At 70.3% G+C, this 15,465-nt stretch carries 13 protein-coding genes and 1 riboswitch; of the genes, 3 read left to right on the top strand and 10 right to left on the bottom strand.

What is annotated here, in order from left to right:
• The first annotated feature begins 471 nt into the window (after positions 1–471).
• Entirely contained in the window at positions 472–1,113 is a 642-nt protein-coding gene (locus OG711_RS32900; protein ID WP_073794996.1) for a hypothetical protein, read from the top strand.
• Positions 1,114–1,569: 456 nt separating this feature from the next.
• Positions 1,570–1,767, top strand: a complete 198-nt coding sequence (locus OG711_RS32895; protein ID WP_275942392.1) for a DUF5999 family protein — start codon at positions 1,570–1,572, stop codon at positions 1,765–1,767.
• A 192-nt stretch (positions 1,768–1,959) separates the two neighbouring features.
• On the opposite strand, the gene gcvP is transcribed toward OG711_RS32895, so the two are convergent.
• On the bottom strand, positions 1,960–4,845 hold the full coding sequence (gene gcvP, locus OG711_RS32890; RefSeq protein ID WP_266512990.1) for an aminomethyl-transferring glycine dehydrogenase: 2,886 nt from the start codon (positions 4,843–4,845) through the stop codon (positions 1,960–1,962).
• A 167-nt stretch (positions 4,846–5,012) separates the two neighbouring features.
• Positions 5,013–5,110: riboswitch (glycine riboswitch) on the bottom strand.
• A 114-nt stretch (positions 5,111–5,224) separates the two neighbouring features.
• On the opposite strand from gcvP, the gene OG711_RS32885 reads away from it, so the two are divergent.
• The gene (locus tag OG711_RS32885) at positions 5,225–5,623 is read left to right on the top strand and encodes a PRC-barrel domain-containing protein (protein ID WP_329562178.1); all 399 of its coding nucleotides are present in this window, start codon (positions 5,225–5,227) and stop codon (positions 5,621–5,623) included.
• A 35-nt stretch (positions 5,624–5,658) separates the two neighbouring features.
• On the opposite strand, the gene OG711_RS32880 is transcribed toward OG711_RS32885, so the two are convergent.
• The 9 genes from OG711_RS32880 to OG711_RS32840 all read right to left on the bottom strand — a co-directional run bounded on the left by OG711_RS32880 (position 5,659) and on the right by OG711_RS32840 (position 15,359).
• Entirely contained in the window at positions 5,659–7,362 is a 1,704-nt protein-coding gene (locus OG711_RS32880) for a DNA polymerase IV (RefSeq protein ID WP_329562176.1), read from the bottom strand.
• Between the two features lie 84 nt (positions 7,363–7,446).
• Positions 7,447–8,082: a MerR family transcriptional regulator gene (locus OG711_RS32875; RefSeq protein WP_073795006.1), complete on the bottom strand. Its 636-nt coding sequence runs from the start codon at positions 8,080–8,082 to the stop codon at positions 7,447–7,449.
• A 223-nt stretch (positions 8,083–8,305) separates the two neighbouring features.
• Positions 8,306–8,779: a bifunctional nuclease family protein gene (locus tag OG711_RS32870; RefSeq protein WP_030794342.1), complete on the bottom strand. Its 474-nt coding sequence runs from the start codon at positions 8,777–8,779 to the stop codon at positions 8,306–8,308.
• Between the two features lie 86 nt (positions 8,780–8,865).
• Positions 8,866–9,621: a transcriptional regulator FtsR gene (gene ftsR, locus OG711_RS32865; protein WP_073795009.1), complete on the bottom strand. Its 756-nt coding sequence runs from the start codon at positions 9,619–9,621 to the stop codon at positions 8,866–8,868.
• A 17-nt stretch (positions 9,622–9,638) separates the two neighbouring features.
• Positions 9,639–10,571 (bottom strand): FHA domain-containing protein, encoded by a 933-nt coding sequence (locus OG711_RS32860; protein ID WP_073795012.1) that lies wholly within the window; start codon positions 10,569–10,571, stop codon positions 9,639–9,641.
• Between the two features lie 81 nt (positions 10,572–10,652).
• Positions 10,653–11,495 (bottom strand): DUF881 domain-containing protein, encoded by an 843-nt coding sequence (locus OG711_RS32855; RefSeq protein WP_266513012.1) that lies wholly within the window; start codon positions 11,493–11,495, stop codon positions 10,653–10,655.
• A 5-nt stretch (positions 11,496–11,500) separates the two neighbouring features.
• Positions 11,501–11,833, bottom strand: coding sequence for a small basic family protein (locus OG711_RS32850; protein ID WP_073795017.1), 333 nt, complete (start codon positions 11,831–11,833; stop codon positions 11,501–11,503).
• Positions 11,830–12,660, bottom strand: a complete 831-nt coding sequence (locus OG711_RS32845; RefSeq protein ID WP_073795019.1) for a DUF881 domain-containing protein — start codon at positions 12,658–12,660, stop codon at positions 11,830–11,832. The genes OG711_RS32850 and OG711_RS32845 overlap by 4 nt, the downstream gene beginning before the upstream one ends.
• 203 nt (positions 12,661–12,863) lie before the next feature.
• Positions 12,864–15,359: a mannose-1-phosphate guanyltransferase gene (locus OG711_RS32840; RefSeq protein ID WP_073795021.1), complete on the bottom strand. Its 2,496-nt coding sequence runs from the start codon at positions 15,357–15,359 to the stop codon at positions 12,864–12,866.
• Positions 15,360–15,465 lie beyond the last annotated feature (106 nt).

Here is a 15,465-nt window from a genome sequence, read left to right as displayed (position 1 = left end):
TGTCCTGGGGGATGATGCCCAGACCACGCGATCGATAACGCCCCGCACCGGCCACCTGGACCGCTACTGTGGGCCGGGTCTCAGCTCGGTATTTTCAGGGAGCAATGACCGGTAGTTCCACGGAACGGACGCCGGACGGGCCAACTGTTTGCCGAAGCATGGTGAAAAATGCCGATGAGAATCGGCCGTCCGCCCCGGGAAATCACCCGAGGTCACGCCCTCGGAGTCATCAGATATCGGGAGAAATAGTCCCGATTCAGCGACCGGAACGCCCCTTGTTGCCGGTATCCCTATAGGCTAGACGAATCACCAGGCGAACACGTGTCGTATAAACTTCGTTACCGAGGCAGAGAGTTGGCGCTCGCGGAGCTCGCCCCCACCGCCCTCGCCCCCTCTGACCCCGTGCTGACAGCGCCGTCCGCAAGCACCTTTCCCTGGTTCCGCCTGCCTGTGAATGAGAGGCGACCCACCATGCCGCTGCTCTTTCCCCTTGCTCCCGCGCCTGCCTTGCGCAGCGTCGTCGCGGCACTCGGCTCCCCCACGGCCGTCCGTGAAGCCCGTACCCCGTCCCTGCGCGCCGCACAGGGAACCACCTCGGTGGAACTGCCGCTGCCCGTACATGTGCTCGACCACCTCGTACCCGCGTCGCCCACCCGGCTCGCGGGCTGGCGTTTCGTCATCCGCTGCGGCGACCAGTCCGTGGCTGCGGCCGACACCACCCCCACCCCGGACGGCTGGAAGTTCTCGCACTTCTTCGAGGGCCCCTACATCGCCTCCACCGAACGCGCCGTGCTCCAGGCCGAGTCCCTCGGCACGTCGTACCAGGCCCGGCTGCTGTCGGTGCCGGAGCTGTACATGCTGACGCTGTGGCTGCACGGCGACCACACGGCCGATCCCGCCGAGGGGTCCCTGGACCCCACCGACCTGCTCATCCCGCTGGCGCCCGCCCCGCCGGGCGTCGCCGCGCACCGGCCCCACCAGGTGGGCGAGCTGCTGCCCGCGCTGGGCCATCGGCTGACCCGCCCCGCCTCGCTCACCACCACGACGGCCTCGCTCGTCACACCGGCCTCACTCACGGCCCCGGCCCCGACCTCGCTCACGACCCCGGCCTGATCCGGGTCCGCGCCACCACCGGCGGGTCTGCCCGGACGACGCGGGGAGCGTCCCGGACACCCCGCCGGCGGGAGCGCGCGGCGCCACCCGTCCGCCCCCGCCGGACCACGCGACCCGGCGCGCCCGCTCTCCGGCACCACCCCGGAACACACCCTGCAATACGCCGAGCCCGGCGCTCACCGAGAGCGCCGGGCTCACTCGTCTCCGCTAACAGCCCGAAAGGACTAGCCCTTTCCGACCACCCCGAACCCCCCGATCGGACAACCCGTTTGGGCTGAACCATCCGAGCGGGTGATACGTCTCTGACGAGTAAGAACCTGCTGCCGCGAAATCCCTGCGGAATCACTTCCGTGGGGCAACACTGGGGTAACCGGACCGAGGATACGGGGGGCGGCCATGAGCAACGAGTCGAGCCGCAGGACAGACTTCACATCGCAGCGAAAGAACTCATCCACCATGTGCCAGCATCAGCCAGCGTGCCCGTCAGCAGAATCCGCCGACCGTGAGGCCGCGCTCCTCACCGCGCACCACCCGGAACAGGGATGGAGCCTGCTCTGCAACGGCGTCCTCGTCTTCGAGGACACCGGTGAACTGCTGCCGAACGGCGAGATCATCGCCCCGCACCGCCCGATGGGGGCGATGACCGCCGCCTGAGGGCCGCCCGAGCTCCGACGGCGGCCCGGCGCAACAGCATCCGGTCCACCGTCCGGTTCCCCACGCGCCCGTCACCCGTTCCCAGGTCGCGGAACAGGTGACACGTACCAGCACGGCGACCGGACGGGGCCGCTCCGGACACCTCCGGAACGGCCCCGGTGACAACGGTTCCGCGACGCCTCCCGTGGAGGATCAGTCCTCGTACGCGTCCAGCGGCGGGCAGGAGCAGACGAGATTGCGGTCGCCGTACGCCTGGTCGATCCGGCGCACCGGCGGCCAGTACTTGTCCGCGGGAGAGACACCGGCGGGGAAGACCGCCTCCTCCCGGGTGTACGCGTGCTCCCAGTCGCCCGACAGTGCGCGCGCGGTGTGCGGCGCGCCCCTCAGCGGGTTGTCCTCGGCGGGCCACTCGCCCGAGCCGACCTTCTCGATCTCCGCGCGAATCGCGATCATCGCCTCACAGAAACGATCCAGCTCGCGCAGGTCCTCGCTCTCCGTCGGCTCGATCATCAGCGTGCCGGCCACCGGGAACGACATGGTCGGCGCGTGGAAGCCGTAGTCGACAAGGCGCTTGGCGACATCGTCGACGCTCACCCCGGTCGCCTTGGTCAGCGGACGCAGATCGATGATGCACTCGTGCGCGACGAGACCGCCCGGGCCCGTGTAGAGCACGGGGTAGTGCGGCTCCAGCCGCTTGGCCACGTAGTTCGCGGACAGCACGGCGACCTGGGTGGCCCGCTTGAGCCCCTCACCGCCCATGAGCCGGACGTACGCCCAGGAGATCGGCAGGATGCCCGCGGAACCCCACGGGGCGGCGGAGACCGGGCCGACGCCCGTCTCGGGACCTGCCTCGGGCTGGAGCGGGTGGTTCGGCAGATACGGCGCCAGATGCGAACGGACGGCGACCGGGCCCACCCCGGGACCGCCACCGCCGTGCGGGATGCAGAAGGTCTTGTGCAGGTTCAGATGCGAGACATCGCCGCCGAACCGGCCCGGCTTGGCGAGCCCGACCAGGGCGTTGAGGTTGGCGCCGTCCACATAGACCTGGCCACCGGCGTCGTGCACCTGCGCGCAGATGTCGGCGACATGCTCCTCGAACACCCCGTGCGTGGACGGATAGGTGATCATCAGGACGGCCAGCTCGTCACGGTGCCGCTCGATCTTGGCCCGCAGGTCCTCGACGTCGACCTCACCGTCGTCGGCGGTCCGCACGACGACGACCTTCATCCCGGCCATCACGGCGCTCGCCGCGTTGGTGCCGTGCGCCGAGGACGGGATGAGGCAGACCGTACGCTGTTCGTCGCCGTTCGCCCGGTGGTAGCCGCGGACCGCGAGCAGTCCGGCCAGCTCGCCCTGGGAGCCCGCGTTCGGCTGGAGGGACACCTTGTCGTAGCCGGTGACCTCGGCGAGCCGGTCCTCCAGCTCATGGATCAGGGTGAGATAGCCCTGTGCCTGCTCGGCGGGCGCGAACGGGTGCAGCTGACCGAACTCCGGCCAGGTCACCGGCTCCATCTCGGTGGTCGCGTTCAGCTTCATCGTGCAGGAACCGAGCGGAATCATGCCGCGGTCCAGCGCGTAGTCACGGTCCGACAGCTTGCGCAGATAGCGCAGCATCGACGTCTCGGAGCGGTACTGCTGGAAGACGGGGTGCGCGAGATAGTCGTCGGAGCGCAGCAGTGTGCCGGGCAGGGTGTCGGCGGTCGACGCGTCGAGCGCCTCGATGTCCGCCTCCGCGCCGAACGCGCTCCACACGACGCCGAGCTGGGCGCGGGTCGTCGTCTCGTCGCAGGCGATGCCGATGTGGTCGGCGTCGACGAGACGCAGATTGACACCGTCCTCGCGGGCGGCGGCCACGATCCGCTCCGCCTCGCCCGGCACCCGCGCGGTGAGGGTGTCGAAGTAGGCGCCGTGCACGATCTCGACCCCGGCGTGCCGCAGACCGGCGGCGAGGATCGCGGCGTAGCGGTGGGTGCGCCGGGCGATGGTCCGCAGCCCCTCGGGGCCGTGGTAGACGGCGTACATCCCGGCCATCACCGCGAGCAGCACCTGCGCGGTGCAGATGTTGCTGGTGGCCTTCTCCCGGCGGATGTGCTGCTCACGGGTCTGGAGCGCGAGCCGGAGCGCCTGGTGGCCGTCGCTGTCGACGGAGACGCCGACGAGCCTGCCGGGCAGATTGCGGGCGAACTTCTCCTGGACGGCCATGAAGCCCGCGTGCGGTCCGCCGAAGCCCATCGGCACACCGAAGCGCTGGGTGGTGCCGACGGCGATGTCGGCGCCCAGCTCACCGGGCGGGGTGAGCAGGGTGAGCGCCAGGAGGTCGGCGGCGACGGTGACGATCGCGCCCAGCTCATGGGCCTGCTCGATGACGGTCCGCAGATCACGGACCGCGCCGGAGGCGCCCGGGTACTGGAGGAGGACCCCGGTGACCCCGCGTTCGGCGACCTCGTCCGGGATCCCGGCGGACAGATCGGCGACGACGACCTCGACCCCGGTGGGTTCGGCACGGGTCCGGATGACGGCGGTGGTCTGCGGCAGGGTGTCGGCGTCGATCAGGAAGACACCGTCCTTCACCTTGCCGACCCGCCGGGACAGGGCCATGGCCTCGGCGGCGGCGGTCCCCTCGTCCAGCAGGGACGCCCCGGAGGTGGGCAGCCCGGTCAGTTCGGCGACCACGGTCTGGAAGTTCAGCAGCGCCTCCAGCCGGCCCTGCGAGATCTCCGGCTGGTACGGGGTGTAGGCGGTGTACCAGGCCGGGTTCTCCATGACGTTGCGGAGGATGACCGGCGGGGTGAACGTACCGTGGTAGCCGAGCCCGATCATGGAACCGAGCACCTGGTTGCGGTCCGCGAGGGAGCGCAGCTCGGCGAGGACCTCGGCCTCGGTACGGGCCCCGGGGAGGGCCAGCGCCTCGGCGTTCTTGATCACATCCGGTACGGCGGCGGCCGTCAGTTCGTCCAGCGAGCCGTACCCGACCTGCGCGAGCATCTTGGCACGGGCCTCCACGTCGGGGCCGATGTGCCGCCGCTCGAAGGGAATGCCCTGTTCGAGACGGGAGAGCGTGGGACGGTTGGCTGTCATGGCGGAGGCCTCCTGGTCTGCGCGACCTGCGAGGGCACCACGGCGCGGGTGCCCGACGGCCTCCCCCTCTGTCATCTCGACCTGAGAGCTTCACCGGGCCAGGACCCGGCTTTCACCGTCGGTGAGGGCGGGGGTCGTGGAACTCCCGCCCTGCTTTCCAGAGTGACCTCACCCGTGCGGTACTGGGGGCCTGAGAGATTCCGGGGAGGATTTGCTCCTTCGGCGCCCCCGGCCGTCAGCCGGGGAACTCTCCCGCACAGGGTCGACAGCCGCCTGCCAGCCTACCAGCGGGACCCTCGCACGGGCCTTCGAGTGGCCGCGACCGTGATTCTGCTCTTTCGTAGTGCTTACGGATGATTTGCGACGAGCGGGAGGGCACGTGCAGACCGATATCGATCCGCGCAACCTGATCGGCCGCAAGGCGTTCGACCTCCACGGCACGAAGCTCGGCACGGTCGACGAGGTGTACCTGGACGATGCCACCGGCGTACCGGAGTGGGCCGCGATACGGACCGGGCTGTTCAGCCGGGACGCCTTCGTCCCGCTGGAGCCCAGCGAGCTGGTGGCGGGCACGCTGCGGGTGCCCTTCGAGCGCGGCCTGATCAGGGACGCGCCGGACTTCGGGGTGGGCCGCCATCTGTCACCGGAGCAGGAGCTCCAGCTCTACCACCACTACGGACTGAACATCGCGGCCTCCGGCTCCGGCACACCCCCCGACCGGGACTTCGGCCGGATCGCGGGCACAGCCGAGGAAGACCGACCGTCCGACGACGGCTAGCCCGGCGCGGCACCGCCCACGACACCCGCCCCCTGTCACCCGCCCCCGGGCGAAGCGGCCGAGGCCGACGAATCCGCTACGGACGACCCCGCCCCGGGTCCGGACTCCGCCCCGGGTCCGGACTCCGCCCCAGGCCCCCGTTCCGCCTCCGGCTCCGCCCCACGGCCCTGCCCCCGTTCCGCCTCCGGTTGCTGCCCCTCCCCCGGCCCCGCCCCCGGTTCCGGTTCCGGCTCGACCGCCAGCGGTACCTGCTCAAGCACCAGCGCCACCGGCTCGGACAGCTCCAGGTCGCGGTCGTCGACGGCGAACGTCCGTACCCGGCCGGGCGCCGACTGCGGGGTCTCGAAACGCACGGTCACCCTGCCCACCCCGCTCCCCTGCACCCACCCGGGCCCGTGCACGGCATGCCGTACGTCGTGCCCGGCCGGCCACCGCCGCTCCACCGGCGCCACCGGCGGCTCACCGAACCCCCGCTCCGCCGCTACGCCCTCCCCGGCCGCCGCCCCGGCGGGCCCGCCGGCGCCCTGCTCACCCTTCTCACCCGCCTCATGGATCAGCGACCCGTCCGGCCCGGCCCCCCTGGCCTGGCCCTCGTCCGCCGACTCCGCCCTCGCCGCCGCGTCCGCCCTGCCGGTCCGCTCCGCCGCCTCGGCGGCGGCCCGCGCACCCGCCGCCTGCGCGAAGAGGTCTTCCTGGGTGTAGTCCGCGAGACCGCTGACCCCCACCCCCAGCAGTCGCACCCCGCCCGTGGTGTCGACCGACTCCAGCAGCCGCGCGGCGGCCTCCTGGACGACCGACGGGTCGTCGGTGGGGCCCCGGAGCGTCTCGGAGCGGGTCAGGGTGGAGAAGTCGTAGCGGCGGACCTTGAGGACCACGGTGCGTCCCGAGTGGCCGGAGGCCCGCAGCCGCCCCACACAGCGGGCGGCGAGCCGCTGGACCTCCAGGCGGACCCGGGTGCGGTCATGGATGTCCACGTCGTAGGTGTCCTCGACGGAGACCGACTTCGTCTCCCGCTCCGCCACCACCGGCCGGTCGTCGCGGGCGAGCGCCATCGCGTACAGCCCCGCCCCGTGGGACTTCCCCAGCATCCGGACCAGCTCGTCCTCGCCCGCCTCCGCCAGCTCACCGACCGTGGTGATGCCCGCCCGGCGCAGATGGTCCCCGGTGGCGGGCCCGACCCCGGGCAGCACCCGGACCGCCATCGGCGCGAGCAGCGCCCGCTCGGTGCCCGCGTGTATCAGCACCAGCCCGTCCGGCTTGGCCTCCTCCGACGCGATCTTGGCGAGCATCTTGGAGGCGGCGATCCCCACCGAGCCCGTCAGCCCCGTGACGGCGCGGATATCGGCACGCAGCCGCTCCCCCACGGCCCGCGCGGACACCTCGTCCGAGGCGACCCCGCCCGCCTTCAGGTCCACGAAGGCCTCGTCCAGGCTGAGCGGCTCCACCAGCGGCGACAACTCCCGCAGCAGCCCCATGACCCGCTCGCTGATGTCACGGTAGAAACCGAAGCGCGGCACGAGGTAGGCGGCGTTGGGCGCGAGCCTGCGTGCCTGGGCGGTCGGCATCGCCGAGTGCACCCCGAACCGCCGCGCCTCGTACGAGGCGGTGGCCACCACTCCCCGGGGGCCGAGACCTCCCACCACCACGGCCTTGCCGCGCAGACTGGGCTTGGACGCCTGCTCCGCCGAAGCGTAGAAGGCGTCCATGTCCAGATGCAGGATGGTGGGCTCGTTCCTCACCCTTCCGATGCTGCCCTACGGCACTGACAATGCCGCGCCGGCCGCGGACGGCACGCCGGGCGGGGCCGGGGCCCCGCCCGTGGTTCAGACCGCGCGGTTGCGACGGCGGGCCAGCTCGTCGCCCGGATTGTGTCCGACCAGCGTCTCGCCGGTGTCGACGCGCTCGCCGTGCAGCTGGGACAGCGCGGTGTCGACGTCCTGCCACACCACGCCCACCGCGATCCCGAAGATCCCCTGGCCGCCCTGGAGCAGCTTGTGGACCTCGTCGGGCGAGGTGCACTCGTAGACCGTGGCGCCGTCGCTCATGAGCGTCATGCGCTCCAGGTCGCGCAGTCCGCGCTCCCGTAGATGGCGCACGGCGGCGCGGATGTTCTGGAGGGACACGCCCGTGTCGAGGAAGCGCTTGACCACCTTGAGGACGACCACGTCCCGGAAGCTGTAGAGCCGCTGGGTCCCCGACCCGTAGGCGGGCCGCACACTGGGCTCCACGAGTCCCGTACGGGCCCAGTAGTCGAGCTGCCGATAGGTGATGCCCGCCGCCGCGCACGCCGTGGGCCCCCGGTATCCGACCTGTTCCGCCGTACCGCCCTCGTCACCGGGCACGGCCGTCGGCCGAACGGCCGTATGACCTGTCGGACCACTGTCGAGCGCGTACGGACCACCCTCCCCCAGGAACCGCCCGGGGGCACCCCCGGCCGTACCGTCGCCGCTGCTTCTCACGCCGACCTCCGTCCTTGACCTGCCCTCCCGACGGTAGGCAGTCACTCGGGGTGCGTCAACGATCGCCACACTCGCCACGCCGAGTGATAATCACCCTACGAGTGGTTTCCCGTGTCCGGCTGTGGGGAAAGGCTAGCCGAATGTGCCGAGAGGGTCGGCCCGTCACCGGATCGACCCTCGGGAACCGGCCGGTCGTGTGGATCACCGACGCGGGTTCCTGCCGTCACTGGCTGTTGGTACCGAAGTCCTCCGGCGAGATCTGGTCGAGGAACTCACGGAACTTCTCGACCTCGTCCTCCTGCTCGTCCGGGATCGCGATCCCGGCGTCGTCCAGGACACCGTCGCTGCCGTAGATCGGCGTACCGGTACGCAGCGCCAGCGCTATGGCGTCGGACGGACGGGCACTGACCTCGACGCCGCTCGCGAAGACCAGCTCCGCGTAGAAGACGCCTTCGCGGAGGTCCGTGATGCGCACTTCACTGAGCTCCTGGCCGACGGCCTCCAGCACGTCCTTGAACAGGTCGTGGGTCAGCGGCCGTGCGGGGGCCATGCCCTGCTGGGCGAAGGCGATCGCCGTCGCCTCCCCAGGCCCGATCCAGATGGGGAGGTAGCGGTCGCCTCCCACTTCACGCAGAAGCACGATCGGTTGGTTGGAGGGCATTTCGACCCGGACACCTACGACGTCGAGCTCGTTCACACAGCAACCCTAGGCCGTGCCCGGCACCTTTGGGTAGTCGGGCACTCCGGCCACCGGCCCCACGCACCCCCGGATCAGGGGTCATGTCAGGGCAAACGCACCCCGAGGGCCGTCTGCACAAGGGCCGAATGAAGCCGTACGGTGAGCTCCGCCAGCTCCCTGGTACGGGCCTGGGCGTGGACCCTGGTCTGGGGGTTGCGATGCCGCCGCAAGGGGGCCACGACCTGGTCCACCAGGCCGGCGTCCCGGTCGGCGGACGCCTTCATGGCCCGCAGATGACGGGGTTCGATACCGAATCTGCCGAGTTCGAGCACCAGGGTCGCCACGGTGACGGCCTCGGCGTCGTACCCACCGTCCGGCAAGGGCGCCACCAGGCCGTACGACTCCCATTCGGCCAGCTCGGACTCACCGACCCCGGCGGCGGCCAGCAGCTCGTCCCGGCCGACCCGTGCGGCCGTCGGGGCCGGTGCGCCCGGCAGACCCGGGGAACGGCTCTCGTCGGCCGGCTCACCCGCCGCGGGGCCGGGCGACGGCAGCGGCAGGGCCTCACCGCGCTCCACGGCGTCCAGATGCTCACGGATCACCCTGAGCGGCAGATAGTGGTCCCGCTGCATCCGCAGGACCTGTGCGAGCCGCTCGACGTCCCGCGGACCGAACTTCCGGTACCCCGAGGCGGTGCGCTGCGGCTCGACGAGCCCCTCGGCCTCCAGGAAACGGATCTTGGAGATGGTGACCTCGGGGAACTCGTCCCGCAGGGTGTTCAGCACGGTGCCGATACTCATCAGACGACCGTCCGCGGCGGCGGCGCCGTGCCCGGCACCGCCGCTCGGTGTGTGAAGCATGGGGCCTTCCCCGGGGGTCAGATACCCCGCTGGCTCGCGTAGAAGACCAGCCGGTACTTGCCGATCTGGACCTCGTCACCGTTGGAGAGCCGGACCTCGTCGATCCGCTCACGGTTGACGTAGGTGCCGTTGAGGCTGCCGACGTCGGAGACCGTGAACAGACCGTCCGTCCCGCGACGGAACTCCACATGGCGGCGCGACACCGTCACATCGTCCAGGAAGATGTCGCTCTGCGGGTGACGCCCCGCGGTCGTCAGCTCACCGTCCAGCAGGAAGCGGCTGCCGGAGTTCGGCCCCCGCCGCACCACCAGGAGCGCCGAACCGAGCGGCAGCGCGTCCACCGCGGCCTGGGCCTCGGGCGACAGGGAAGGCGACGGGGTCTGGCCCGTGACCTCCGCGTCGTACGCCTCCAGACCCGAGATCGAGATGGTCGAGGTCGTCTCCGAGGGACGCTCGGCGCCCCCGCGCAGCGGCGCGCCGCAGTTGGAGCAGAAACGGCTCGCCTCCGCGTTCCGGTTGCCGCACCTCGTACACACCAGGGGCATGGACTGACCCTCCTGCCGCTGCCCGCCAGGGGACCCGTACGGGTCCGGAGCGAACCCGCCACCCGCACCCGGGGCCGAAGAATCCCCGAAACCTATGCGGCCGGCCGAGGCCGGGTCGCCGGACGACGCGCCCGGTCCACCCGGGATGTCACCACCTGGCGCACCGACCTGATCACGGAACAGCGGGCGCTCGCCCGACTGCCCCTCGTCACCGGAGCGCGGCGCACGATGCCGGGCCGTGGCATTGCCACGGTCCTGGCGTGCGCTCTTGCCGAACAACTTCGCAAACAACTTCACGGGCGATTCCCCTTGACCGAAACAGACCCGCCCGTGGGGCAGGACGAACCCTGATTGCACACACCTGCCGACCCGGACATCTTCACAACGTCCGTACCCACCGGACAGTTTCCACCACGCACCGTCCTTCCGGTGCGCCGACCCCCCGCAACCACATGCCCTCGGGGAGTGACCTTCACGCTCACCGGTTCACTCCGAGGACGACCGAGCGTAGTCAGGCCGCTTCGCCGGTCGCAAGGCGTCAACGATGATCTTCTCCGCGCGTGTCACCGTCACGCCGGCCTGCTCCTTCTCCAGAGTCTGCACCACACCCCCGGGAATGTTGAGCGCCGGCTCCAGATCCTGCGGGCGCCCGATCACCTTGAACCGGTACGGCGGGCGGATGTCGGTGCCGTCCACGCTCACCCCTTCGCCGCCGCCGTCCGAGAGATAGGTGCCGGCCACCACGCGCACCCCGTTGACCTGGATGGCCTCGGCTCCCGCCGCGCGCAGTTCCTGGACGGCGTCGAGGAGCATACGCGCCTCCACGGCCCCGCGTGCGTCGGTGACAGCCATGGTGATACCCGGGCCCTCGGCCCCCACCGTGCCCGCGAGGACGCCCAGTTGCTTCTCCCTCTCGACCGTCTGCTTACGCGCCTCCTCGGCCTGGTCCGAGCTGGTCTCCAGCTCGGTCCGCTGGCCTTCCAGGCGACGCTTCTCATCATCTAGACGTTGAGTTCGGTCATCCAGTTCATCGAGGATGCGCACGAGATCCTCCTGTCTGGCGCCACGCAGCACATTGCTGTCGCTGGTGGACGCGACCTGGACCGCGAGTCCGAACCCGAGCCCCGCGAGCAGCAGGGCCACGATGAGCTGGGCCCGGCTGAAGCGCGGCGGCCAGAGGCCCTTCGCGAGGCGCTGTCGGCCCGTCAGGCCCTTTTCCCCGGCGCCGGGGGCGCCGGAGGCCGCCGGATCGCTCCCGGCGGGCGGCGCGGGCACCTCGGCGGGCAGTTCCCTGCTCAGCCGGTGGTCGGGGTTCTCTTCGCTGTTCATCGGCCTCACGCCCGGAACACATGCCGCCGGATCGCGGCGGCGTTGGAGAAGATACGGATGCCGAGCACCACGACCACACCGGTGGACAGCTGGGCACCCACACCCAACTCGTCCCCCAGGAACACGATCAGAGCCGCCACGACCACGTTCGACAGGAACGAGACCACGAACACCTTGTCGTCGAAGATACCGTCGAGCATCGCCCGCAGGCCCCCGAACACGGCGTCCAGCGCCGCGACCACGGCGATCGGAAGATACGGCTCGACCACCGCCGGGACTTCGGGCCGGACCAGCAGTCCGGCAACGACTCCCAGGACGAGGCCCAGTACGGCGATCACTGTGTGCCCTTCTCTGTTCTCGGCTGTGCTGTACGGACGATCACGCTCGGCGCCGCGGGCAGCCGAAGCTCCTTGTGCGTGGAGATCCCGGTCCGCACCCCGAAGTTCTCCTGGAGAGCGTTCAGGTAGAGACCGTCGGGGCTGTTCTGGAACCGGGTGCTCAGCCGTTCTCCGTCGCCCACGGCGAGGATGGTGTAAGGCGGCACCAGGGGCCGGTTGTCGACGAGTATGGCGTCGCCCGCCGCCCGGATCGCGGACAGGGCCGTGAGCCGCTGCCCGTTGATCGAGACGGCCTCCGCCCCGGACTGCCACAGTCCGTTGACGACGCGTTGCAGGTCGCGGTCCTTGACCCGGCCCGTGTCGGAGAAACCGGACGTCCCGCGGGGACCGTCGCCGTTGCCGTCCGCCTCCTTGGCGTCGTCCACCGACAGTTTGACGCCGGGTCCGTGCACGGCCGCGGAGCCCGCGAGCACACCGATGAGGTCGTCGGCGCCTTCCTCGTGCCGGAGCGCCTCGCGCCTGCGGTCGTCGACGTCGTCACGGAGGGTGTCGACGTTCTTCTCCAGCTTGTCCGCGGCGGCGGTCTCGTCCTCGATCCGGTCGATCAGTTCCTCGCGCTCCTTGGCGATCACCGGCGCCGTGACCCGGGCCTGCGCGGCCCCCACCGTGACGACGAGCGCCGCGAGCACGAGTCCCGCCCCGAGCCCGAGCCGGGCCCGCAGCGTCTTCGGCAGCCCTCCGCCGCCGCCCTGCGCCCGCTTCCTCGCCGCCGCCTCCGCGTAGCCGTCGTCCAGGCTGTGGTCCATGACATTGGTGAGCAGCGACATGGACGCGTCCGGGCGCCGGGGACGCGAAGAACTGCTCCGAACGGGGGGCGGCTGCGGCATGCCGCACATCGTCGCACGTCGGCGCCCATTCCTCCGAATGGCCCTGGGACACCGCCGGACAGCGCCCAGGAGGGGCACTGTCCGGCACACGAAAGACGTACGTTTGATGCGTTACGGGCTACTCGCGCGGGTGATCCCCGCGCTCACTCGCCGGCGCTCTCCACCACCGCCGACCACTCGTCGAGCAGTGCCTGCGCGGAGGCGTCGTCCGGTCCCTCGGCCCACAGATGGGTGACCGCCTCGGCCCGGTCCGGCAGGACCAGCACCCAGCGGCCGTCCGTCTCGACCACCCGGACACCGTCGGTCGTGTCCACCGACCGGTCCCCGGCCTCCTCGACCACCCGGCGCATGACGAGGCCCTTCACGGCCCACGGGGTCGCCACATCGCGCTTGAGCACATGGGCCCGCGGGATCCGCGCGTCGATCTGACTCAGCGTGAGCTGGGTGCGCGCGACCAGACCGATCAGTCGGACGAAGGCCGCAGCGCCGTCGAAGACGCTGCTGAACTCCGGCACGATGAAGCCACCGCGGCCGTCACCACCGAAGATCGTGGACTCCTCACGGCCCACCCGGGTCAGATCGTCGGGGGACGTCGTCGTCCAGTCGACCTGCGTGCCGTGATAGGCCGCGACCTGCTCCGCGATCCGGGTCGTCGTCACCGGCAACGCCACCCGGCCGCTGCGGCGCTCCGCCGCCACCAGGTCGAGCATCACCAGCAGCGCCCGGTCGTCCTCGACGATCCGGCCCTTCTCGTCCACCAGCGACACCCGCTCGCCGACCGGGTCGAAACGCACCCCGAACGCCGCGCGCGCCGATGCCACGATCTCCCCGAGCCGCACCAGACCCGATCGCCTGGCGTCCGCCGTCTCGGTGGGCCGCGCCTCGTCCAGGCCGGGGTTGATCACGAGCGAGTCCACGCCCAGTTTCCCGAGGAGGCTCGGCAGGACCAGTCCCGCGCTGCCGTTCGACGCGTCGACCACGACCTTCAGTCCGGCCTCGGCGATCCCGCTGGTGTCGACGTTCCGCAGGAGCGAGCCCGTGTAGGAGTCGAAGACGCTGGCAGGGAAGTGCAGATCGCCGATCTCACCGGGGAACGCGCGACGATATTCCTGGCGCGCGTACACCCGGTCGAGTTTGCGCTGGCTCGCCTGGGAGAGATCCGCCCCGCGGCCGTCGAAGAACATGATGTCCACGGAGTCCGGCACCCCGGGTGACGTACGGATCATGATGCCGCCGGCGCTTCCCCGCGCGGTCTGCTGACGTGCCACGGGCAGCGGGACGTTCTCCAGGTCCCGGACGTCGATGGCGCTAGCCTGCAACGCGGAGATGACCGCCCGTTTGAGCGCACGGGCACCTCGGGAGTGGTCCCGGGCCGTGGTGACCGTCGAGCCCTTCTTCAGGGTCGTGGCATAGGCACCCGCGAGCCGTACGGCCAGCTCCGGAGTGATCTCGACATTCAGGATGCCGCTCACTCCGCGCGCGCCGAAGAGATGCGCCTGCCCCCGGGACTCCCAGATGACCGAGGTGTTGACGAACGCGCCCGCCTCGATCGTCTTGAACGGGTACACCCGCACATTGCCCTGGACAATCGATTCTTCACCGACGAGGCACTCGTCACCGATGACGGCGCCGTCCTCGATCCGCGCGGCCCGCATGATGTCGGTGTTCTTGCCGATGACACAGCCACGCAGATTGCTGTGCTGCCCGATGTAGACGTTGTCGTGGAGCACGGCCTTGTGCAGGAACGCACCGGTCTTCACGACCACGTTCGAACCCACGACGGTGTGCTCGCGGATCTCGACGTCCGCTTCGACCTTGGCGTAGTCACCGATGTACAGCGGCCCCCGCAGCACGGCGTCGGGGTGCACCTCCGCACCCTCCGCGACCCAGACCCCGGGCGAGATCTCGAATCCGTCGAGTTCGACGTCGACCTTGCGTTCCAGTACGTCGGCCTGGGCCTTCACATAGCTTTCGTGGGTGCCGACGTCCTCCCAGTAGCCCTCGGCGATGAAGCCGTAGATGGGCTTGCCTTCCTTCATCAGCTGCGGGAAGACATCACCCGACCAGTCGACGGAGGTGTCGGCCTCGACATAGTCGAAGACCTCCGGCTCCATCACATAGATGCCGGTGTTCACGGTGTCGGAGAAGACCTGGCCCCAGGTCGGCTTCTCCAGGAACCGCTCGACCTTGCCTTCCTCGTCGACGATGGTGATGCCGAACTCCAGCGGATTGGGCACACGCGTCAGACAGACCGTGACGAGGGCACCCTTCTCCTTGTGGAAGTTGATCAGTTCGGTCAGGTCGAAATCGGTGAGGGCGTCACCGGAGATGACCAGAAACGCGTCGTCTTTGAGCGCTTCTTCCGCGTTCTTCACACTGCCGGCGGTACCGAGTGGCTTCTCCTCGTTGGCATAGGTCAAGTCCATGCCGAGTTCTTCGCCGTCGCCGAAGTAGTTCTTGACGAGTGAGGCGAGGAACTGGACAGTGACGACAGTCTCGGTGAGCCCATGCCTTTTCAGCAGCCGCAGCACATGCTCCATGATCGGCCGGTTGACCACCGGCAGGAGCGGCTTGGGCATGCTTGAGGTCATCGGGCGAAGGCGCGTGCCTTCGCCACCGGCCATCACGACGGCCTTCATGTCGGAAGCGTCCTCCTTGAGAGACGACGGTAAGCCGACTGCACCCGTCCAATTGTCCCGCACAAATCCACTGCGGGCCATCAGGCCAACACCGTCGCACCATTCG

This window comes from Streptomyces uncialis (assembly GCF_036250755.1).
Taxonomy (GTDB): Bacteria; Actinomycetota; Actinomycetes; order Streptomycetales; family Streptomycetaceae; genus Streptomyces; species Streptomyces uncialis.
Note: the sequence above shows the minus strand (reverse complement) of the source record. Positions and strands in the feature narration are given on the sequence as shown.